This window comes from Streptococcus oralis subsp. tigurinus (assembly GCF_002096275.1).
Taxonomy (GTDB): Bacteria; Bacillota; Bacilli; order Lactobacillales; family Streptococcaceae; genus Streptococcus; species Streptococcus oralis_CN.
In genome coordinates this window covers 59,828-80,142 of record NZ_NCUG01000015.1, presented here as the reverse complement: position 1 = coordinate 80,142, position 20,315 = coordinate 59,828, and the positions used below count along the sequence as shown (strand labels likewise).

22 protein-coding genes are annotated in these 20,315 nt (G+C 40.4%); 21 read left to right on the top strand and 1 reads right to left on the bottom strand.

Translation table 11 applies throughout. From position 1 onward, the window contains the following. Nucleotides 1-55 precede the first annotated feature (55 nt). The 20 genes from B7725_RS02315 to B7725_RS02220 all read left to right on the top strand — a co-directional run bounded on the left by B7725_RS02315 (nt 56) and on the right by B7725_RS02220 (nt 17,038). Nucleotides 56-532 carry a cell wall elongation regulator TseB-like domain-containing protein gene (locus tag B7725_RS02315; RefSeq protein ID WP_084874365.1) on the top strand — a complete coding sequence of 159 codons (477 nt, stop codon included), beginning with the start codon at nt 56-58 and terminating at the stop codon, nt 530-532. Nucleotides 533-541: 9 nt separating this feature from the next. Next, nucleotides 542-1,720 (top strand): pyridoxal phosphate-dependent aminotransferase, encoded by a 1,179-nt coding sequence (locus B7725_RS02310; protein WP_084874364.1) that lies wholly within the window; start codon nt 542-544, stop codon nt 1,718-1,720. A 152-nt stretch (nt 1,721-1,872) separates the two neighbouring features. Next, nucleotides 1,873-3,216: an asparagine--tRNA ligase gene (gene asnS / locus B7725_RS02305; RefSeq protein ID WP_084874362.1), complete on the top strand. Its 1,344-nt coding sequence runs from the start codon at nt 1,873-1,875 to the stop codon at nt 3,214-3,216. A gap of 125 nt (nt 3,217-3,341) precedes the next feature. After that, nucleotides 3,342-4,547, top strand: a complete 1,206-nt coding sequence (locus tag B7725_RS02300) for an MFS transporter (protein ID WP_084874361.1) — start codon at nt 3,342-3,344, stop codon at nt 4,545-4,547. A 136-nt stretch (nt 4,548-4,683) separates the two neighbouring features. Next, nucleotides 4,684-4,974, top strand: a complete 291-nt coding sequence (gene rpsF / locus B7725_RS02295) for a 30S ribosomal protein S6 (RefSeq protein ID WP_001151775.1) — start codon at nt 4,684-4,686, stop codon at nt 4,972-4,974. A gap of 11 nt (nt 4,975-4,985) precedes the next feature. Further along, a complete protein-coding gene (gene ssbA / locus B7725_RS02290; protein ID WP_000609592.1) occupies nt 4,986-5,456 on the top strand; it encodes a single-stranded DNA-binding protein SsbA in 471 nt (156 codons plus the stop codon). A 31-nt stretch (nt 5,457-5,487) separates the two neighbouring features. Then, the gene (gene rpsR / locus B7725_RS02285) at nt 5,488-5,727 is read left to right on the top strand and encodes a 30S ribosomal protein S18 (protein WP_000068664.1); all 240 of its coding nucleotides are present in this window, start codon (nt 5,488-5,490) and stop codon (nt 5,725-5,727) included. Between the two features lie 341 nt (nt 5,728-6,068). Continuing rightward, nucleotides 6,069-6,578 carry a GNAT family N-acetyltransferase gene (locus B7725_RS02280; protein ID WP_084874359.1) on the top strand — a complete coding sequence of 170 codons (510 nt, stop codon included), beginning with the start codon at nt 6,069-6,071 and terminating at the stop codon, nt 6,576-6,578. 447 nt (nt 6,579-7,025) lie between these two features. After that, nucleotides 7,026-8,174 (top strand): non-hydrolyzing UDP-N-acetylglucosamine 2-epimerase, encoded by a 1,149-nt coding sequence (gene wecB, locus B7725_RS02275; protein ID WP_084874357.1) that lies wholly within the window; start codon nt 7,026-7,028, stop codon nt 8,172-8,174. A gap of 6 nt (nt 8,175-8,180) precedes the next feature. After that, a complete protein-coding gene (locus B7725_RS02270; RefSeq protein WP_084874356.1) occupies nt 8,181-8,960 on the top strand; it encodes a hypothetical protein in 780 nt (259 codons plus the stop codon). A 142-nt stretch (nt 8,961-9,102) separates the two neighbouring features. Then, nucleotides 9,103-10,413, top strand: a complete 1,311-nt coding sequence (locus B7725_RS02265) for a glycosyltransferase family 2 protein (RefSeq protein ID WP_084874354.1) — start codon at nt 9,103-9,105, stop codon at nt 10,411-10,413. Between the two features lie 8 nt (nt 10,414-10,421). Beyond that, entirely contained in the window at nt 10,422-11,525 is a 1,104-nt protein-coding gene (locus B7725_RS02260; protein WP_084874353.1) for a glycosyl hydrolase family 8, read from the top strand. A gap of 118 nt (nt 11,526-11,643) precedes the next feature. Continuing rightward, nucleotides 11,644-13,044 carry a bifunctional Cof-type HAD-IIB family hydrolase/peptidylprolyl isomerase gene (locus B7725_RS02255; protein ID WP_084874351.1) on the top strand — a complete coding sequence of 467 codons (1,401 nt, stop codon included), beginning with the start codon at nt 11,644-11,646 and terminating at the stop codon, nt 13,042-13,044. A 1-nt stretch (nt 13,045) separates the two neighbouring features. Continuing rightward, on the top strand, nt 13,046-13,405 hold the full coding sequence (locus tag B7725_RS02250; RefSeq protein WP_084874350.1) for a S1 RNA-binding domain-containing protein: 360 nt from the start codon (nt 13,046-13,048) through the stop codon (nt 13,403-13,405). 53 nt (nt 13,406-13,458) lie between these two features. Further along, complete coding sequence (locus tag B7725_RS02245) at nt 13,459-14,208, top strand: tRNA1(Val) (adenine(37)-N6)-methyltransferase (RefSeq protein WP_084874348.1); 750 nt, start codon at nt 13,459-13,461, stop codon at nt 14,206-14,208. Continuing rightward, nucleotides 14,198-14,482: a GIY-YIG nuclease family protein gene (locus B7725_RS02240; protein WP_084874347.1), complete on the top strand. Its 285-nt coding sequence runs from the start codon at nt 14,198-14,200 to the stop codon at nt 14,480-14,482. The genes B7725_RS02245 and B7725_RS02240 overlap by 11 nt, the downstream gene beginning before the upstream one ends. An 85-nt stretch (nt 14,483-14,567) precedes the next feature. Next, nucleotides 14,568-15,503 (top strand): manganese-dependent inorganic pyrophosphatase, encoded by a 936-nt coding sequence (locus B7725_RS02235; protein WP_084874345.1) that lies wholly within the window; start codon nt 14,568-14,570, stop codon nt 15,501-15,503. Nucleotides 15,504-15,589: 86 nt separating this feature from the next. After that, the gene (locus tag B7725_RS02230; RefSeq protein WP_084874343.1) at nt 15,590-16,102 is read left to right on the top strand and encodes a YiiX/YebB-like N1pC/P60 family cysteine hydrolase; all 513 of its coding nucleotides are present in this window, start codon (nt 15,590-15,592) and stop codon (nt 16,100-16,102) included. Further along, complete coding sequence (locus B7725_RS02225) at nt 16,086-16,736, top strand: DUF1803 domain-containing protein (protein WP_084874342.1); 651 nt, start codon at nt 16,086-16,088, stop codon at nt 16,734-16,736. The genes B7725_RS02230 and B7725_RS02225 overlap by 17 nt, the downstream gene beginning before the upstream one ends. Before the next feature lie 101 nt (nt 16,737-16,837). Then, nucleotides 16,838-17,038 (top strand): CsbD family protein, encoded by a 201-nt coding sequence (locus B7725_RS02220; protein ID WP_000051179.1) that lies wholly within the window; start codon nt 16,838-16,840, stop codon nt 17,036-17,038. A gap of 31 nt (nt 17,039-17,069) precedes the next feature. Here the strand turns inward: B7725_RS02220 and B7725_RS02215 are convergent, their stop codons facing one another. After that, nucleotides 17,070-18,515 carry a UDP-N-acetylmuramoyl-L-alanyl-D-glutamate--L-lysine ligase gene (locus tag B7725_RS02215; RefSeq protein ID WP_084874341.1) on the bottom strand — a complete coding sequence of 482 codons (1,446 nt, stop codon included), beginning with the start codon at nt 18,513-18,515 and terminating at the stop codon, nt 17,070-17,072. A gap of 105 nt (nt 18,516-18,620) precedes the next feature. Between B7725_RS02215 and B7725_RS02210 the strand changes: the two genes are divergently transcribed. After that, a complete protein-coding gene (locus B7725_RS02210) occupies nt 18,621-20,243 on the top strand; it encodes a putative polysaccharide biosynthesis protein (protein WP_000064205.1) in 1,623 nt (540 codons plus the stop codon). Nucleotides 20,244-20,315 lie beyond the last annotated feature (72 nt).

Genomic DNA, 20,315 nt, shown 5'->3' with positions numbered 1-20,315 from the left:
CGGAATGTTCCTGTCTTCACTTGTAATAAAGGAGGAGAGATGGTAAAATAGACGAGTGAAACTAAGACAGAAAAAAGCAAAAAATAAGCTACTTATACAATATGGAATCGGCATTTCTCTGGTACTGCTAGTCATGACGACTTCCTTTCTTTATCTGATATCACTCAGCATGAAACCCTATCAAGATGCTAGGGTTGAAGGAGAAAAACTGGCCAAGCAGTATGCAGAATTGGAAAAGGCAGATCAGGTTGATTTTTATAATGGACTAGAAGGTTATTACAGCGTTTTAGGACATAATAAAAAGCAAGAGGCCATTGCCGTACTGATTGAAAAGAATGAACATAAGATTTACGTTTATCAGCTTGATAAGGGGATTTCTCAAGACAAGGCAGCGACGATTTCGAGGGAAAAAGGAGCTAGCGATATTGACAAAGTCACCTTTGGTCGCTATCAGGACAAGCCGATTTGGGAAGTTAAGTCAGGAAACCACTACTATCTGATAGATTTTGAAACTGGAGCAGTGATCCAATAAGGAGGGCATATGAAACTATCCAAGCGTGTACTAGAAATGGAAGAGAGTGTCACTCTAGCCAGTGATGCAAGAGCCAAAGCGTTAAAAGCTCAAGGAAAAGATGTTCTTTTCTTAACCTTGGGACAGCCAGATTTTCATACTCCTGAAAATATTCAAGATGCGGCGGTGGAAGTGATTCGTGATGGACGAGCTTCCTTCTATACAGTTGCTTCAGGTTTGCCAGACTTAAAAGCGGCAGTTAATACCTACTTTGAACGCTATTATGGCTATTCCGTAGCAGCTAATGAGGTTACTTTTGCTACAGGTGCTAAGTTCTCTCTCTATACCTTCTTTATGGCTGTGGTCAATCCAGGCGATGAGGTCATCATTCCTACACCATACTGGGTCAGTTATGGAGACCAAGTCAAGATGGCAGAAGGTGTGCCAGTCTTTGTCCAGGCCAAGGAAGATAATCACTTTAAAGTAACAGTAGAGCAGCTAGAAGCAGCCCGAACAGATAAGACCAAGGTCTTAGTTCTTAATTCACCATCGAATCCGACCGGTATGATCTACTCTCGCGAGGAACTCTTGGCTATCGGAAATTGGGCTGTTGAACATGATGTTCTTATCCTAGCAGATGATATTTACGGTCGTCTGGTTTATAACGGGAACAAATTTGTTCCAATCTCTAGTTTATCAGAAGCCATTCGCAAGCAAACCATCGTGATTAACGGTGTATCTAAGGCCTATGCCATGACTGGTTGGCGGGTAGGTTATGCTGTGGGAAATCCTGAAATTATCGCTGCTATGAGCAAATTGACAGGACAAACAACCTCAAACCTGACTGCCGTATCACAATATGCTACCATTGAAGCCCTAACTGGGCCACAAGACTCTGTCGAAACCATGCGCCAAGCATTTGAGAAACGGTTGAATACCATCTATCCTCTTTTGTGCCAAGTGCCAGGATTTGAAGTAGTCAAGCCCCAAGGAGCTTTCTATCTTTTCCCAAATGTAAAAAAAGCGATGGAGATGAAGGGCTATACCGATGTGACGGACTTTACAACAGCTATTCTTGAGGAAGTCGGTCTGGCTTTGATTACAGGAGCAGGATTTGGGGCGCCAGAAAATGTTCGTCTCAGTTATGCAACTGACTTGGACACCTTGAAAGAAGCCATTCGCCGTTTGCATCAATTTATGGAAAAATAAAACTCAAAATCTTCGCCTTTTTGACGAAGATTTTTTGTATCGAAAATCTCGCGATTTTTCTCTAGTAGAACCTAGCTATCGCAGTCTATTTATGGTAAAATAGTGGGTAATGATGTCTTCGGACAAGTTAAACGAAAAAAGGAAGATAGATTATGACAAAACGTGTAACAATCATCGAAGTAAAAGACTACGTTGGTCAAGAAGTGACCATCGGAGCCTGGGTTGCCAATAAATCAGGAAAAGGGAAAATTGCCTTCTTGCAATTGCGTGACGGAACAGCCTTTTTCCAAGGAGTCGCCTTCAAACCAAACTTTATTGAAAAATTTGGTGAAGAGGTAGGACTTGAGAAGTTTGATACGATTAAACGCCTTAGCCAAGAAACGTCTGTTTATGTGACAGGAATTGTCAAAGAAGACGAACGTTCTAAGTTTGGCTATGAGTTGGATATTACAGACATCGAAGTGATCGGTGAATCTCAAGACTACCCAATCACACCAAAAGAACACGGAACAGACTTTTTGATGGACAACCGTCACTTGTGGCTTCGTTCTCGTAAGCAAGTGGCTGTTATGCAAATCCGTAACGCTATCATTTATGCAACTTATGAGTTCTTTGACAAGAACGGTTTTATGAAGTTTGATAGCCCAATTCTTTCAGGAAACGCAGCAGAAGATTCAACTGAACTCTTTGAAACAGATTACTTCGGAACGCCAGCCTACTTGAGCCAATCAGGTCAGCTTTACCTAGAAGCAGGTGCTATGGCTCTGGGTCGTGTCTTTGACTTTGGTCCAGTATTTCGTGCGGAGAAATCAAAAACACGCCGTCACTTGACAGAGTTCTGGATGATGGATGCTGAGTACTCCTACTTGACACACGATGAGTCACTTGACTTGCAAGAAGCATATGTTAAAGCCCTTCTTCAAGGTGTTCTTGACCGTGCTCCTCAAGCCTTGGAAACTTTGGAACGCGATACAGAGCTTTTGAAACGCTACATTGCAGAGCCATTCAAACGCATCACTTATGATGAAGCGATTGATCTCTTGCAAGAGCATGAAAACGATGAAGATGCTGATTACGAGCATTTGGAGCATGGAGATGACTTTGGTTCACCACATGAAACTTGGATTTCAAACTACTTTGGTGTGCCAACATTTGTTATGAACTACCCAGCAGCTATCAAGGCCTTCTACATGAAACCAGTTCCTGGAAATCCAGAGCGCGTGCTTTGTGCAGACTTGCTTGCACCGGAAGGCTATGGAGAAATCATCGGTGGTTCTATGCGTGAGGAAGACTACGACGCCCTTGTCGCTAAGATGGAAGAACTTGGTATGGATCGTACAGAGTACGAATTCTACCTTGACCTTCGTAAATACGGTACAGTTCCACACGGTGGATTTGGTATCGGTATCGAACGTATGGTAACCTTCGCAGCAGGTACAAAACACATCCGTGAAGCCATTCCATTCCCACGTATGTTGCACCGTATCAAACCATAAAATAAATCAAAACGCCCTAGGGGCGTTTTTTCAAAGTAGAAGAAATAAGAGGTGGAGAACATGTAAAGCACAGCTTAACAAGTGACAAACACAAAGATACAAATACACTTGTTAAAGGAGAAACTATGTTTAAACGAAATTACCGGAAGAATATCGGTCTCATGGCTGGTGTGGAATTTTTTGCCTTTCTGGGCATTACCAGCTTTTGGATTCTATTTCTCAGTCAAAACGGGATGTCGCTTTGGCAGATTGGCTTATTGGAAAGTATTTTTCATGCCACCAGTGTCATCTGTGAAATTCCCTCTGGAATGTTAGCTGACCGCTATTCCTATAAAACCAATCTATATTTAAGTCGAATAGCTGGAATCGCGTCGTCTATTCTCATGTTACTAGGACAAGGTAATTTTTGGATTTACGCACTCGCTATGGTGGTGAGTGCCTTGTCTTATAATTTTGATTCGGGGACGAGTGCAGCTATGGTTTATGATTCGGCCGTGGAGGCTGGATTAAAAGAGCGCTACTTGTCTATCTCCAGTTTTATGTCAGGAGTAGCAGAAGGAACTCGGTCTTTGGGGACTGTTTTAGCGGAATTTTTTGTCCATGGTCAATTGCACTTGACCTACTATATCATGATTGTTACTTCGATAATCGTTCTTTTCCTAACTTGGATGCTAAAAGAGCCTAGTGTTAAAGCACAAAAATCTGAGCGTCTGACAATGAAAAAAATAATCTGGACTGTCAAAGAGGAGTTGCGGAGAAACCCCAGTCTTTTTAGTTGGATGATTCTTTCCCAAATCATCGGGACACTGATGTGCATGTTTTATTTTTACTATCAAAATCAACTGCCTGACTTAGAAGGGTGGCAGATTTCGATAGTCATGCTGATCGGCAGTGTTTTGAATATCTGGGCAGTTTATCTAGCAAGTAAGATTGGAAAGAGGTATTCAGCCTTAAAACTCTTTCCAATTCTTGTACTCTTGACGGGAGGAACTTATTTGCTTTCCTATTTTGATACGCCACTGATTTACATTTTGATTTATTGGCTCAATAACGCCTTATATGCCCTCTTTCAGCCGATTTTTGATAATGATTTACAAAAGCGACTCCCAAGCGAGGTACGGGCAACTATGCTAAGTGTCTACTCTATGATGTTCAGCCTAAGTATGATTGTTATTTTTCCTTTGACGGGGTGGCTGATTGATGCTCTAGGTTTTGTAGAAGCCTTCCTTTACTTAGGGCTCGTTTTAGTGCTAGCCAGCTTTTTGCTATTTTTCATTTTGAAAGAGATGGCCAGTGCTTTGGAACTCAAAGAGGATGTTATTTTTAAGTAATAAAGTTATTTTTTTCACTTTTATCTTTTTTACTTGCTATCTGTCAGTTTTTCTAGTATAATGGTTTATTGTGAGCGAACCTCACTTACCCCTTGCAAAGGCTGGGGGTCATTAGACCAAAAGGAGGAACATATCAATGGCTAAATACGAAATTCTTTATATCATTCGTCCAAACATTGAAGAAGAAGCGAAAAACGCTTTGGTAGCACGTTTTGACTCTATCTTGACTGACAACGGTGCAACTGTTGTTGAATCAAAAGATTGGGAAAAACGTCGTCTTGCATACGAAATCCAAGATTTCCGTGAAGGACTTTACCACATCGTTAACGTTGAAGCAAACGATGACGTAGCTCTTAAAGAGTTTGACCGTCTTTCAAAAATCAACGCTGACATTCTTCGTCACATGATCGTCAAACTTGACGCGTAAGAAGGTAAATTATGATTAACAATGTTGTACTTGTAGGGCGTATGACACGTGATGCTGAGTTGCGTTATACCCCATCAAATGTAGCAGTTGCGACTTTTACTCTTGCAGTAAACCGTACATTTAAGAGTCAAAATGGCGAACGTGAGGCTGATTTCATCAATGTCGTTATGTGGCGCCAACAGGCTGAAAATCTTGCCAACTGGGCTAAAAAAGGCTCTCTTATCGGGATCACAGGCCGTATCCAGACTCGTAGTTACGATAACCAGCAAGGACAACGTGTCTACGTAACAGAAGTCGTGGCGGATAATTTCCAAATGTTGGAAAGCCGCGGAGTGCGTGAAGGACATTCAGGTGGAGCTTATTCTGCACCAACTGCTGGTCAATCAGCACCTGCAAACCCAGTACCAGACTTTTCACGTTCTGAAAATCCATTCGGAGCAACAAATCCATTGGACATTTCAGATGATGATTTACCATTCTAATGGACAATTAATACTATAAAGGAGAAAAAACATGGCTCAACAACGTCGTGGCGGATTCAAACGCCGTAAAAAAGTTGATTACATCGCAGCAAACAAAATTGAATATGTTGATTACAAAGATACTGAGCTTCTTAGCCGTTTCGTTTCAGAACGTGGGAAAATCCTTCCACGTCGTGTAACAGGAACTTCAGCTAAAAACCAACGTAAAGTAACAACAGCTATCAAACGCGCTCGCGTAATGGCTTTGATGCCTTTCGTAAACGAAGATTAAAGAAAAGACCCGGGTGGGTCTTTTTTTCACGAGCTTTGAAACGAGGGAGCGAGTTGGGTCCAGTGGACCTCTTTTCATGAACTCGGAAACAAGAAAGCGAATTAAGACCCTTACGGGTCTTTTTTCACGAGCATGGAAATGAGAGAGCGAGCTGGATCCGGGGGACCTCTTTTCATGAGTTTGAAAATAAGAAAGCGAATTAAGATTCTTACTGTGAACAATCAAAAGCATATATTTCTGGGCCTAGTAGGATTCTATTTTTAGTTTGCTAGGTCTTTCTTTTTCTTTTTATCTCTATTATCGTGCTATAATAGTGGAAGAAGGCTTTTAAGGAGTACCTTATGGAAACAACGTGTCTGATTAGAAAAATGCAAACATCTGATGTTAAAGAACTATCCCAAGGTTTTATCAATCAAGGTTGGCCGGGTAGAGAAGAAATTTTGGCTAGGTATTTTCTTGAACAAGAATGTAGGGAGAGAGAAGTCTTAGTTGCAGAGGTTGGGGGTACTTTAGCGGGTTATATCACAATTTTGCCCTGCGCTAAGCAGGGGCCTTTTGCAGAAATCTATCCAGAACTCTCAGATTTCAATGTCTTTGAGCCCTTTCAAAATCAAGGTATTGGAAATCTCTTGATGGAAGAAGCGGAAAAACGAGTTAAGCTCATATCGGATAAGGTGACCCTTGGTGTTGGTCTCCATTCAGGGTATGGACCTGCCCAGAGATTGTACATAAAACGAGACTATATTCCAGATGGTTCAGGTGTTTGGTATCGAAATCAGCCCTTGGAAATGAATGCGGTTTGTGAAGATATCGGAGAATTGGTCTTGTATCTGTCAAAAGATTTGATCTAAGATAGGTCTTTAAGGTTTAAATTTAAAATATAGTAAACACTCACAATCCCTTTTTCATCAGAGAGAGGGATTTTTTGTTTCGCATTAATTGCTCTATTCTTCAAAATGATAAAATATAATTGTTTGAAATATCAAAATAAAAATAAATATTAAAAAAAGTATATAATTCATTCCTTTTGAAATAAAGGTTGTTTTCAAAGAAGACTTAAAAAAACCTTAACTAACCCTTAAATAACAATGTTTACACTGTGTAAACTATATTGTTACAAAAAGATTACAGTTTGTTAAAATTAAATTAAATGCAAGACTATACTTTGGAAAAAGTTTGACTTTTAAATTAATTGTCGGTAAAATAATTAAGGGCATTCAAATTAATTGATTTTTGAATAATTCGATAGTCAAATTAATATCACGTGTCAAATTTTATGATAGTTAAAGGATACCATAATGAAAAAACTGAAAGTGATGGTTGTTTTTGGAACACGACCAGAAGCTATTAAAATGGCCCCTTTAGTGTTAGAATTGCAAAAACATAGTGACAGCATTGAGACGATTACAGTTGTGACAGCTCAGCACCGTCAAATGCTAGATCAAGTTCTTGAAACGTTTAGCATCGAGCCACATTATGACTTGGATATTATGGGGGAAAATCAATCCCTTTTAGATATTACTGGAAAAATTTTAGAAAAGTTTGATCCAGTTGTTAAGCAAGAACTTCCAGATATAATTCTTGTTCATGGTGATACTACAACGACCTTTGTAGCAAGTTTAGTAGGTTTTTACAATCAGGTTCGAATCGGGCATGTTGAAGCTGGATTGAGAACATTTGATAAGTATTCTCCTTTCCCAGAAGAAATGAATCGCCAGATGACTGACAATCTTGCTGATCTTTATTTTGCTCCAACTAGTGAGAGTAAAGAAAATCTCCTCAAGGAAAATCATCCTGAGTCTGCTATTGTCATTACGGGAAATACAGCCATTGATGCCTTGAAACTAACCGTTCAATCGGATTACTATCATGAAGTTCTAGATCAATTGGATACAGATAAGAAACTTGTATTGGTAACCATGCACCGTCGTGAGAATCAAGGTCAACCAATGAGAAATGTCTTTACAGCTTTACGTGAAATGGTCGATCTTCATCAGGAAATTGAAGTTGTTTATCCTGTTCATCTCAGTCCTGCTGTGCAAGAAGCAGCAAAGGATATTCTAGCTGGTCATGACCGCATTCACTTGATTGAACCTTTAGATGTACTTGATTTTCATAATTTGGCGTCTAAAAGTTATTTTATTATGACCGACTCAGGTGGTGTCCAAGAAGAGGCACCTTCCCTCGGAAAACCTGTTCTTGTCCTTCGCGATACGACGGAACGTCCAGAAGGTGTTCGTGCAGGAACCTTGAAACTAGTTGGGACTGATCCAGTACGTGTGAAAGAAGCAATGGCAGCACTCTTGACAGATGAAACTCTTTATAGAAAAATGTCTCAGGCACCAAATCCTTATGGAGATGGAAGAGCCTCTGAACGAATCGTACAATCCATTCAACAGTACTTTGGTGCAGCGACTTCTGTATCTGAATTCAAAGGGGGGAAATAAGATAACATGAAAAATTGGAGTCAATTTAAAAACTGGCTTATGACTTTGCTTGCTTGTGAGGTCATTCTTTTGGTGCTTTGTTTTTTGTATGCTCGAGCAATCATTTTAGAACAAATCTTGTTTTTAGCTTTAGCCTTGTTTGCAGTGTTGGTATTATCTGACCTTTTGCTTACTTGGACCCTTATCTTAACATTTGGGCTTGGACTTATCGTTTTGGTTGCGGGTGTGGTTTATATCCCAATCATTCAACTGGTCTTCTTATTAATCAGTTTTCCTCTTTTGATTGGGATTCTACTTAAGGTTCGTTATTATTTCTTCAAGGTAGCTTCAAAGGTACAAGATCAGGAAGATGATGCTCGAGCAGATTACCAAGCTATGGTCACTGAACAAAGTGATATGACGGTTCAATCTCTATTGATTCATTGGGCGCATGAAGATTTGTTCTTCCAGATTAAACCGAAAGAACATAATCTGATGCTCAGTCGCATTCAAGAGGTAATTTCTCAGGAATTGAGTTACAACGATAAACTCTATTACGTTTCAAATGGGAATTTTCTTGTTTTATCTAATAGTAGTCAAGATTCTTTGAAGCAACTCTATTTGAATGGTTTGCAGGAGAAACTAGGCAGTTTAGTTTTTCATGGAGAAGATGGAAACCAAGGAATTCAATTCCAAACAGGTTACTTGATGATTAACTCTGATAATAAAGATAAATACCAAAACTACTCGGATGTTGCCAGTAATCTCAAGCGTCAATTAGAGACAGATGTAATTGTAGAATATTAGGAGGGAAACATGACTCTAACCAATATATTTTTTGGCATTGCTTTGGGACTCAGTCTCACCTTTGGCATTTGTTTTATTATACTATTTATTGCATACAATATTCTCTACCATCGAGTGAACAAAAATTTTAAGGCGGTGAATCATGATTAGTCAAATGTTAATGATTTTTACCTTGCTTACAATTTGGATTTCTCTAGCTTGGGGCTTGGTAATTCTCTTTTCAGCTGTTCACTTTTGGTTTAAACACAGTGATTTTCGTGTGGATACCTCGCCACTACCTTATTACCCTAAGGTTACTATTGTTGTTCCTGCTCATAATGAGGATGTGGTTATTGCCCAGACGGCAAAAGCTATCTTGGATATGAATTACCCTCACGATCGTGTGGAGTTGCTTCTATTTGCGGATAACTGTTCGGACAACACCTATGCAGAGTGTTTGTCTGTACAAGCTCTGCCTGAATATGCAGGAAGAAATCTGACTATTATCGACCGTACTGGTACGGGAGGAAAAGCAGGCGTTCTAAACGATGCCTTAGAGATGGCAACGGGTGAATATATCTGTGTTTATGATGCAGATGCCATGCCTGAAAAAAATGCCCTTTATTTCCTTGTCAAAGAAGTGATAAAGGACCCAGAACGCCACGTGGCATCTTTCGGTCGCAACAAGACTCGAAATGCCAATCAAAATTTTTTGACTCGTTGTATAAACCAAGAAATCGTTGTTACCCAGCGGGTGCACCATGTTGGGATGTGGCATCTCTTTAAAATTGGGCGTATCCCAGGAACCAACTTTATCATTCAAACCGACTTTGTAAAGAGTATCGGTGGTTGGAAAAATGGTGCCTTAACTGAGGATACCGATATTTCTTTTAAAATCATGCAGAGTGGTAAATTGATCGCCCTTGCTTATAACTCAGAGGCTTTCCAACAAGAACCTGAGACTTTAAAGAGTTACTATATGCAACGAAAACGTTGGGCTAAAGGAAACTACGAAGTTGTTCTCTCAAATTTTAAGCATTTATTTGGCAGAGCAAACTGGCGCGTTAAACTAGAAGTCTTTAACTATTCTTGTGTTTTCTTTTGGTTTAACTTTGCCATTGTCCTATCGGATTTGATTTTCCTAGCGAATGTGCTAGCGATTTGTCTTAATCTTTTCTTCCCAGATGTCAGAATTCCATTTGCTTTTGATGCGGATAATATCTACATCGCCCAGCTCATGCTCTTCAACTGGATTCTCATGATTGGTCTCTATTTGATGCAAATTATGACGGCATTAGCAAGTCAGTTTGGACAAGCGACGACAAAACAAATCTGGTTAGCCTTGGCAGCCTATTTCTCTTACGCACAGATGTTTATCGTTGTATCCATTGATTCCATTTCTTCAATCGTGCTAGACAAAGTACTCCGCCGAAAAGAAACCAAGTGGGTTAAAACCAAGCGATTTGCAGGATAGGAGGATTTATGAAAACGAATAAAATAAAATATGTATGGTTTGTGCTCATCCTTTCTATCTTTTGTTTAACCTTGTTTTTGGCAAGAGGAAGGAGTAAAGTCGAGATGCGCAATCGAATTTACAGCCAATGGAGCCAACAGTTCCTTGTTACAAAAGACGATCAGTCTTATGTTCGTACGACGAGTGATTCGGAGGGAACAACAGTTCTATCTGAAGCCCAAAGTTACGGCATGCTCATAACGGTTTTAGCAGCCCAAAAAGGGCAAGCAACACAAGCAGATTTTGAGGGTCTTTATCGCTATTACAAAAATCATCGTATCGAGGGAACGCAGTTGATGTCTTGGAAGCAAGTGATCACAAATGGTAGCGAAACGGTTGAGAAGCAAAACGCAACTGATGGAGATCTCTACATCGCTTATTCCTTGATTGAAGCTGCCAAGCAGTGGCCAGATAAGGCTCAGGAATATGAAGGACAAGCCAAAAGTATCTTGATTGATATTCTTCGATTCAATTATAATGAGAAGACTGGTGTCCTAAAAGTAGGAAATTGGGCCCAAAAAAATTCAGATTTTTACTATCTGATGAGAACATCTGATACACTACCTCATTATTTCCAAGTATTTTATAATCTAACTGGTGATAAACAATGGCTAGATATTAAGGATAAAATGCTTGGGCAATTAGAGCAAATTAGTTCTCAATCTGAGACAGGTCTCTTGCCAGACTTTATCTGGGTAGAGAAGTCAGGTGCGCGTGTTGCTAAAGCAAATACTATTGAATCTCAATATGATGGGGCGTATTCTTATAATGCTTGTCGCTTGCCTTATCACTTATCTCAAAGTCAAGACGAAAGAAGTCAAAAACTCGTTCAAAAGATGATGGATTTCTTTATGAAAGAACAACGCATTTATGCTGGTTATGACATGAATGGAACTGCCCTCAATCAATACCAGGCAGGTAGCTTTCTGGCACCGATTACCTATGCGTCTGACAAGGGAGAAGGTTATCTGAAACTTCTTCAGCAAAATAAATACATTTTCACACAAAATTTACCTTTGGACAACTACTATGATGCAACGATGATTACTATGATTGCTATGGAGTTGTTCTAGGATGAAGAGGGCTAGTCTTACTGGCTCTCTTTTTGATAGGATTTTCATCTTTTTTCAAAAAAGGAATTTCATAAGCTTTATGGTATAATGGAAAGAGTGATGGAAAAGAGGTAGAGAGATGGATGCGAAATTAAAATATAAGGCAAAGAAGATTAAAATCATCTTTTTTGATATTGATGACACCCTGCGTACGTCAAAGACAGGTTTTATTCCAGCTACGATTCCCACGGTTTTTAAGCAGTTGCGAGAAAAAGGGATTTTAACAGGAATCGCCTCTGGGCGTGGCATTTTTGGTGTTGTTCCAGAGATTCAAGATCTCAAGCCTGACTTTTTTGTAACTCTGAATGGTGCCTACATAGAAGATAAAAAAGGAAATGTCGTTTATCAGCATCAGATTGAGAAGTCAGATGTAGAAGAGTACATTTCTTGGACCAAAAAAGAGGGGATTGAATACGGCTTGGTTGGTAGCCATGACGCCAAACTCTCCACGCGAACAGAGTTGATCAGTCAGGCTATTGATCCGATTTATCCAAACTTAGATGTGGATCCGGATTTCCATGAAAAAGTAGATATTTATCAGATGTGGACCTTTGAAGATAAAGGAGATAGCTTGCACTTACCAGAGTCCTTATCAGATAAACTTCGCATGGTGCGTTGGCATGAACATTCATCTGATATCGTGCCGATTTCAGGATCCAAAGCAACTGGTGTGGCAAAGGTGGTAGAACATCTAGGCTTGAAACCAGAGAATGTTATGGTCTTTGGGGATGGTCTCAATGACTTGGAACTCTTTGATTATGCTGGAATCAGTATTGCTATGGGTGTTTCCCATGCTAAAATCAAAGAAAAAGCAGATTATATTACAAAAACAGTAGAAGAAGATGGCATTTTTGATGCCTTAGAAGGATTTGGTATGGTAGAAAAAGAATTGCATTTCCCGCAAATAGAAATTGAAACAGTAGAAGGTCCGTTGGCGACTATTAAGACAAATTACGGAGACTTGCGTATCAAGCTCTTCCCTGAGCAGGCCCCCAAAACAGTAGCAAACTTTGTTGCTCTTTCAAAAGACGGTTACTATGATGGTGTCATTTTCCATCGTATTATCAAGGACTTTATGATCCAAGGTGGAGACCCAACTGGTACTGGTATGGGGGGAGAGTCAATCTACGGCGACTCTTTTGAAGATGAATTTTCTGAAGAACTCTATAATGTTCGTGGTGCTCTTTCTATGGCCAATGCGGGTCCAAATACCAATGGAAGCCAGTTCTTTATCGTTCAAAATCAACACTTGCCATACTCTAAGAAAGAGATTGCGCGTGGTGGCTGGCCTGAACCAATCGCTGAGATCTATGCAGAACAAGGTGGAACTCCTCACCTTGACCGTCGCCATACTGTTTTTGGGCAATTGGTAGATGCAGAATCCTTTGCGGTCTTGGATGCCATTGCAGCTGTTGAGACTGGTGTAATGGACAAGCCAGTTGAAGATGTGGTAATTGAAACGATTGAAATTGAGGACTAGAATGAAAATTGGTGATAAGCTAACTGGGCGTATTACAGGAATTCAGCCCTATGGTGCCTTTGTCGAGTTAGAGACAGGGGTGACAGGGCTGATTCACATCTCAGAGATTCGGACGGGATTTATTGAAAATATCTATGACATTTTAAAAATTGGCGATGAAGTCCAAGTTCAGGTGGTGGATTTTGACGAGTACACTGGGAAGGCCAGCCTTTCTATCCGTACCTTAGAAGAGGAAAAACATCAATTGCCAAGACGGAGACGTTTTTCAAATGATCGGATCAAGTACGGATTTGCTCCTCTTGCCCGAATGATGCCTGTTTGGACGCGCGAAGCATTAGAGCATTTAAATAAGAAGCAATAAATATGATTATTTAAATCATTTGTAATATTAACATTGTTTGTTATAATAAAAGTATGAAAGAAGAACAATTATTAAAACCAGGAGAGCGAATCAATCAGCTCTTTTCGACAGATATCAAGATCATCCAAAATAGAGAGGTGTTTAGCTATTCGGTGGATAGTGTTCTCTTATCACGCTTTCCTCGCTTCCCTAAACGGGGTTTAATTGTGGACTTTTGTGCTGGGAATGGTGCAGTTGGACTTTTTGCAAGTAGTCGTACCAAGGCAAAAATTCTCTCTGTAGAGATTCAGGAGCGTTTGGCGGATATGGCAGAGCGTTCGGTTCAGTTGAATGGCTTGGAAGAGCAGATGCAGGTCATCTGTGATGATTTGAAAAATATGCCTGCCCACATTCAGGGAAGTAAGGTGGATATGATTTTGTGTAATCCGCCTTATTTTAAGGTGGATCCGCATTCCAATCTCAACGAGAGTGAACACTACCTTCTGGCCAGACACGAAATTGCGACTAATCTTAAGGAAATCTGTCGAAGTGCTCAGAGCATTCTCAAGTCTAATGGTCGTTTTGTCATGGTTCATCGTCCAGATCGACTTTTGGATATTCTAGATATGCTTCAACGCCACAATTTAGCACCCAAGCGCCTGCAACTTGTCTATCCTAAACGAGAAAAGGAAGCCAATATGCTTTTAATCGAAGCAATCAAAGATGGGTCTATTAGCGGCTTCAAGGTCTTGCCACCACTCATTGTTCACAATGATGATGGTTCCTACACGCCAGAAATTCAAGAGATTTACTATGGATCATAAGGCCTATATGTATGTGGTGGAGTGCCGTGATGGTTCTTACTATACTGGTTACACGACAGATGTGAAGAAACGCCTTGCCGTTCATAATAGTGGTAAGGGTGCCAAGTATACCCGAGCTCGCTTGCCAGTTAAACTCATCTATGTAGAGGGCTTTGCTAGCAAGGAAGAAGCCATGTCAGCAGAGGCTCTTCTCAAACGAAAGAAACGTCCACAGAAAGAACGATTTCTATCCGAAAATCAAGAAAAAAATCTAGTTAACGATATTGATGTCTAATGAGGAGTCCTTTGACTCCTCTTACTTTTGTCAAAAGAGGAAAAAAGTGCTAAAATAAGATGAATAAATTTAAAGAGGTATTATCATGTCTAAGATTCTAGTATTTGGTCACCAAAATCCAGACTCAGATGCCATCGGGTCATCTGTAGCCTTTGCTTATCTTGCAAAAGAGGCGTATGGATTGGACACGGAAGCAGTAGCTCTCGGTACTCCAAATGAAGAAACAGCTTTTGTTTTGAACTATTTTGGTGTAGAAGCACCACGCGTCATCACATCTGCTAAAGCAGAAGGTGCAGAACAAGTCATCTTGACCGACCACAATGAATTCCAACAATCTGTATCAGATATCGCTGAAGTAGAAGTTTACGGTGTTGTGGACCACCACCGTGTGGCTAATTTTGAAACTGCAAGCCCACTTTACATGCGCTTGGAACCAGTTGGATCAGCTTCATCTATCGTTTATCGCATGTTCAAAGAGCATGGTGTGGCAGTTCCTAAAGAAATCGCAGGATTGATGCTTTCAGGTTTGATTTCAGATACCCTTCTTTTGAAATCACCAACAACTCACCCATCTGATAAAGTCATTGCTCCTGAATTGGCAGAATTAGCAGGTGTCAACTTGGAAGAGTACGGTCTTGCTATGCTCAAGGCTGGTACAAACTTGGCAAGCAAATCTGCTGAAGAATTAATTGACATCGATGCTAAGACTTTTGAACTCAACGGAAATAAGGTTCGTGTTGCTCAGGTTAACACAGTTGATATTGCTGAAGTCTTGGAACGCCAAGCTGAAATCGAAGCAGCAATGCAAGCGGCTAATGCAGCAAACGGCTACTCTGACTTTGTCTTGATGATTACAGACATCGTCAACTCAAACTCAGAAATCCTTGCTCTTGGATCAAACATGGACAAGGTGGAAGCAGCCTTTAACTTCAAACTTGAAAACAACCACGCTTTCCTTTCAGGTGCTGTTTCACGTAAGAAACAAGTAGTGCCTCAGTTGACTGAAAGCTTTAATGGGTAAGTTCCTGAGTGTCAGTTCAAAATAGGAAAGGCTAGTTTGTCTTATATCAAAAGGAGTTTTAACTCCTTTTTTTCTAGGAGAGAAGCATGTTAGCAAATGGCGATTTGATTTTTGTAAGAGATGAGTCGGATTTGGGGCAGGCCATCCAGGCTTCTACTGGGAACTATAGTCATGTTGCCATCTATTTGGATGGGATGATTTACCATGCTAGTGGGCAAGCTGGTGTAATTTGTCAAGAACTAAGAGACTTCTTAGAGCCAGCTTGTCTGTATGATCTTTATCTTTATCCAAAAATAGATATTCAAAAAGTAAAGAAAAGAGCTAACCAGCATCTTGGAGCTCCTTATAATTCTTCTTTTTACCCTGATGGGGAAGGATTCTATTGCTCCCAGTATATCGCAGAAATCCTGCCTATTTTTGAGACTATTCCGATGCAATTTGGGGACGGGGAGCAGGAAATTAGTGATTTCTGGAATGAATACTATAGAGAACTAGGAATAGCTGTGCCTCTGAACCAGCCGGGGACCAATCCTAGTCAGTTAGCGGCATCCCCTCTTTTAAAATGTAAAGAAAGGAATCTTCATGATTCAGATTTTTAATCCTTCTCGTTTGACTCGACAACCATTTTTTATAGATTTGGTTGACTATCTGGACCAGCATGACGATGTGATTCTACGAGAAATCAAGGCCCAGTTTCCAGATGTATCAGTTGATAAGCTTATGGAAGAGTATATAAAGGCAGGCTTGATTCTAAGGGAAAATAAACACTATTCGCTCAATCTCCCTTTTTTAGAATCTACGGATGATTTAGCCCTTGATCAAGAGATTTTTATCAGAGAGGACAGTCCAGTTTATCAAGCCTTGTTGGAGAAGACTTTTGAGACAGAATTGCGCAATCAAACCAATGCCGCCATTTTAGTCGAATCTACGGACTTTGCAAGAGAAAAGATGACTCTATCCAACTATTTCTACAAGGTCAAGAATCAATATCCTTTGACAGAAAAACAGCAGGAACTCTATGCCATTTTGGGAGATGTCAATCCTGAGTATGCCCTCAAGTATATGACGACCTTTTTACTGAAGTTTCTCAAAAAAGATCAATTAATTCAGAAACGTCGTGATATCTTTGTGGACAGTTTAGTCGTTCTAGGCTATATTGTTCAAAATGAAGCTGGAAAGTATGAGCTGACTGTTGATTTCGACAAGGAACGGTTGACTTTCTATTTATCTTAATTGCTTCATTTTGAGCAGATTGTTTGACTTTACTAAAGAATAAGCATAAACTGAATGTAAGCGATAACGTTTATCGTATTAAAAGCAAAGGAGACAGAGCTATGTCACTTGAAAATAAATTGGATCAAGCAACTGGTGCTATCAAAGAAGGATTTGGTAAAGTTACTGGCGATAGCAAGACAGAAGCAGAAGGCACTGTAGAAAAAACAGTTGCCAAAGCCAAAGAAGTTGTTGAAGATGCTAAAGGTGCTGTAGAAGGTGCCGTTGAAGGTCTTAAAAATTCATTTAAGAAAGAAGACTAAAAAAATCAAGGGAATGCTTCCCTTGATTTTTTTATAGATAACGTTCTGCGATAGCTGCGTCTCCAGGATAGTCTTCTTTCTTTCCTTGGACGATCTGGTAGCAATCAGCACCCTTACCTGCAATAATCACGGCATCGAGTTCTTGATTTGTGATGGCCATCGCTGCCTTGATGGCTTGTTCACGATCGGCAATCTTTTCAACAGGATGACTGATATAGCTGCTGATTTCTTCAGCAATGGCCATTGGATCTTCATAGTTGGGGTCATCAGCAGTCAGAAAGACTTGAATCTCAGGATGTTGATTGAGAAGGAGTCCAAAGTCTTTGCGACGACTTTCACCCTTGTTTCCAGTCGAACCGAGAACCAGAGCAATCTTTCCAGTTTGATGAGTTTCAACAACAGAAATCAGTTTTTTCAGACTATCACCATTGTGGGCATAGTCGATGAAGACCTTGGCTCCATTTTTCTGAGTGAGAACTTCCATACGTCCAGGAACGCGGGTTGCAGCGATCCCTTTTTTGATGTCCTCTAGACTGGCACCTAGACGAAGACAGGCAAGTCCTGCAGCAACTGCATTTTCTTGGTTAAAGTGGCCGATGAGTTGGATATCATAATCACCAGCGAGTTTACCTGTAGCTGAAAAGCTAAAGGCTTTGGAGTTCTCGATTTGGTTACTTGACTGGCTACCATAGAAGTCATGTTCTTGATCTTCCACTTGTTCTTTCAATACAGAAAAGTGGTCCATGTCGCTATTAATGACAACTGCTCGGCTATTTTTCATCAAGAGACGTTTGTGGTAGAAGTAGTCTTCAAAGCTAGGATGCTCAATCGGACCGATATGGTCAGGAGTGATGTTAAGAAAGACACCTACATCAAAGGTCAGGCCATAGACTCGATGAACAAGATAGGCTTGGCTAGAGACTTCCATTACAAGATGGGTTCTTCCATTCTTAACAGCCTGAGCCATCATGTCGAAAAGATCGATATTTTCAGGTGTTGAGAAGGAAGATTTAAAGAAGGTCTTGCCATCCAGAGTTGTATTCATAGTTGACAAGAGAGCTGTTGGGTATCGTTGAGATAGGATGTGGTAAGCAAAGTACGCAGCTGTTGTCTTTCCTTTTGTCCCTGTGAAAGCGAGAATTTTAAGTTTCTCTTGTGGATTGCCGTAAAATTCCATCGCAATCAAACTCATGGCTTTTTTGATATCGTTCACAACGATGACGGGGATACCAACCTCGTAGTCCTTTTCTGCGACATACCAAGCTAAGCCCTGACTTATAGCGGATAGGAGGTATTCTTTTTTAAAGGCAGCACCTTTTGCAAAAAAAAGAGTGCCTTCTTTTACTTTTCTGCTGTCGTAACTGATGCTATCAAAAACAACTTCACTGTAGTTGTAGTGGTAATGACCTTGGTCAATAATCTCGCGAAAAAGGTCATCTTTCTTTAAAATATCTAATACGGTTTCAATCTTAATCATACTTTCTATTATAAACTTCAAGCCCGAATTTTACAAGTAACAAGGAAAAGTTTATAATGGAAGATAAGGAACTTTTCCTAGTTATCAAAATTGAATGAGGAAGCTATGTCTAACGAAAACAATCACCAGCAAGCCCAGATGTTGCGAGGGACTGCTTGGCTAACAGCTAGTAACTTTATTAGTCGCCTCCTTGGTGCTATCTACATTATTCCCTGGTATATCTGGATGGGGACCTATGCTGCTAAGGCAAACGGCCTCTTTACAATGGGCTACAATATTTACGCCTGGTTCTTGCTGATTTCGACAGCGGGTATCCCAGTTGCGGTCGCCAAACAAGTGGCTAAGTACAATACCATGCGAGAAGAAGAGCATAGCTTTGCCTTGATTCGGAGTTTCCTAAGCTTTATGACGGGCTTGGGCTTAGTCTTTGCTTTGGTCTTGTATCTCTTTTCTCCCTGGTTAGCAGATTTGTCAGGTGTGGGGAAAGACCTGATTCCCATCATGCAGAGCTTGGCTTGGGCAGTCTTGATTTTCCCATCTATGAGTGTCATCAGAGGATTCTTCCAAGGGATGAATAACCTGAAACCCTATGCTATGAGTCAAATCGCCGAGCAGGTAATCCGTGTTATCTGGATGTTGATGGCAACCTTCTTCATTATGAAGATGGGTTCTGGTGACTACTTATCAGCCGTTACCCAATCGACCTTTGCGGCCTTTGTGGGGATGGTGGCAAGTTTTGCAGTCTTGATTTATTTCCTTGCCCAAGAAGGTTTGCTTAAAAGAGTTTTTGAAACACGGGATAAGATCAATAGTAAGCGACTTTTGGTTGATACCATCAAGGAAGCCATTCCCTTTATCCTGACAGGATCAGCCATTCAACTCTTCCAAATCTTAGACCAGATGACCTTTATCAATAGTATGAAGTGGTTTACTAACTACAGCAATGAAGACTTGGTTGTCATGTTTTCTTATTTCTCAGCCAATCCTAATAAAATTACTATGATTTTAATCTCTGTGGGAGTTTCAATCGGGAGTGTCGGCTTGCCGCTGTTGACGGAAAACTATGTAAAAGGCGACTTGCAGGCGGCGGCTCGCCTAGTCCAAGATAGCCTTACCATGCTCTTCTTATTTCTACTGCCTGCAACGGTTGGAGTGGTCATGGTAGGGGAGCCTCTTTATACAGTTTTTTACGGTAAGCCAGATAGTCTGGCCATGGGCTTATTTGTCTTTGCAGTTTTGCAGTCTACTATCCTAGGATTGTATATGGTCTTGTCTCCTATGCTTCAGGCCATGTTCCGAAACCGCAAGGCAGTTCTTTACTTCATCTATGGTTCCATTGCTAAGATCGTCTTGCAATTGCCAACCATAGCTATTTTCCACAGCTACGGTCCTTTGATTTCAACGACTATCGGCTTGATTATTCCAAATGTCTTGATGTACCGAGACATCTGCCAGGTAACAGGTGCTCGTCGAAAGATTATATTGAAGCGAACCATCTTGATTACCATCTTGACCCTTGTCATGTTTATCCTAGTTGGCTTCTTGCAGTGGCTACTCGGTTTTGTCTTCCAACCAAGTGGACGTTTCTGGAGTTTCCTTTATGTGGCTCTCATCGGAGGGCTTGGAGGAGGTCTTTATGGTTTGATGAGCCTACGGACACGACTCTTAGACAAGATAATCGGCAAAGCTCAAGCAGACCGGCTACGTACACGATTGAAAATATCGTAAAAAGATTTATAAATAAAAGTAATGAATTTAACCTTTCTTTAACAGAAAGGTTTTTATACTACATTTTTCTTA

Coding starts and splice junctions, on each gene's coding strand:
- B7725_RS02270 (WP_084874356.1), top strand. CDS start 8,181: ATGAAAAATTGGAGTCAATTTAAAAACTGGCTTATGACTTTGCTTGCT.
- B7725_RS02230 (WP_084874343.1), top strand. CDS start 15,590: ATGTTAGCAAATGGCGATTTGATTTTTGTAAGAGATGAGTCGGATTTG.
- B7725_RS02215 (WP_084874341.1), bottom strand. CDS start 18,515: ATGATTAAGATTGAAACCGTATTAGATATTTTAAAGAAAGATGACCTT.
- B7725_RS02280 (WP_084874359.1), top strand. CDS start 6,069: ATGGAAACAACGTGTCTGATTAGAAAAATGCAAACATCTGATGTTAAA.
- B7725_RS02265 (WP_084874354.1), top strand. CDS start 9,103: ATGATTAGTCAAATGTTAATGATTTTTACCTTGCTTACAATTTGGATT.
- asnS (WP_084874362.1), top strand. CDS start 1,873: ATGACAAAACGTGTAACAATCATCGAAGTAAAAGACTACGTTGGTCAA.
- B7725_RS02260 (WP_084874353.1), top strand. CDS start 10,422: ATGAAAACGAATAAAATAAAATATGTATGGTTTGTGCTCATCCTTTCT.
- B7725_RS02245 (WP_084874348.1), top strand. CDS start 13,459: ATGAAAGAAGAACAATTATTAAAACCAGGAGAGCGAATCAATCAGCTC.
- B7725_RS02240 (WP_084874347.1), top strand. CDS start 14,198: ATGGATCATAAGGCCTATATGTATGTGGTGGAGTGCCGTGATGGTTCT.
- B7725_RS02300 (WP_084874361.1), top strand. CDS start 3,342: ATGTTTAAACGAAATTACCGGAAGAATATCGGTCTCATGGCTGGTGTG.
- rpsF (WP_001151775.1), top strand. CDS start 4,684: ATGGCTAAATACGAAATTCTTTATATCATTCGTCCAAACATTGAAGAA.
- B7725_RS02220 (WP_000051179.1), top strand. CDS start 16,838: ATGTCACTTGAAAATAAATTGGATCAAGCAACTGGTGCTATCAAAGAA.
- B7725_RS02310 (WP_084874364.1), top strand. CDS start 542: ATGAAACTATCCAAGCGTGTACTAGAAATGGAAGAGAGTGTCACTCTA.
- wecB (WP_084874357.1), top strand. CDS start 7,026: ATGAAAAAACTGAAAGTGATGGTTGTTTTTGGAACACGACCAGAAGCT.
- B7725_RS02235 (WP_084874345.1), top strand. CDS start 14,568: ATGTCTAAGATTCTAGTATTTGGTCACCAAAATCCAGACTCAGATGCC.
- B7725_RS02255 (WP_084874351.1), top strand. CDS start 11,644: ATGGATGCGAAATTAAAATATAAGGCAAAGAAGATTAAAATCATCTTT.
- ssbA (WP_000609592.1), top strand. CDS start 4,986: ATGATTAACAATGTTGTACTTGTAGGGCGTATGACACGTGATGCTGAG.
- B7725_RS02225 (WP_084874342.1), top strand. CDS start 16,086: ATGATTCAGATTTTTAATCCTTCTCGTTTGACTCGACAACCATTTTTT.
- B7725_RS02250 (WP_084874350.1), top strand. CDS start 13,046: ATGAAAATTGGTGATAAGCTAACTGGGCGTATTACAGGAATTCAGCCC.
- B7725_RS02210 (WP_000064205.1), top strand. CDS start 18,621: ATGTCTAACGAAAACAATCACCAGCAAGCCCAGATGTTGCGAGGGACT.
- rpsR (WP_000068664.1), top strand. CDS start 5,488: ATGGCTCAACAACGTCGTGGCGGATTCAAACGCCGTAAAAAAGTTGAT.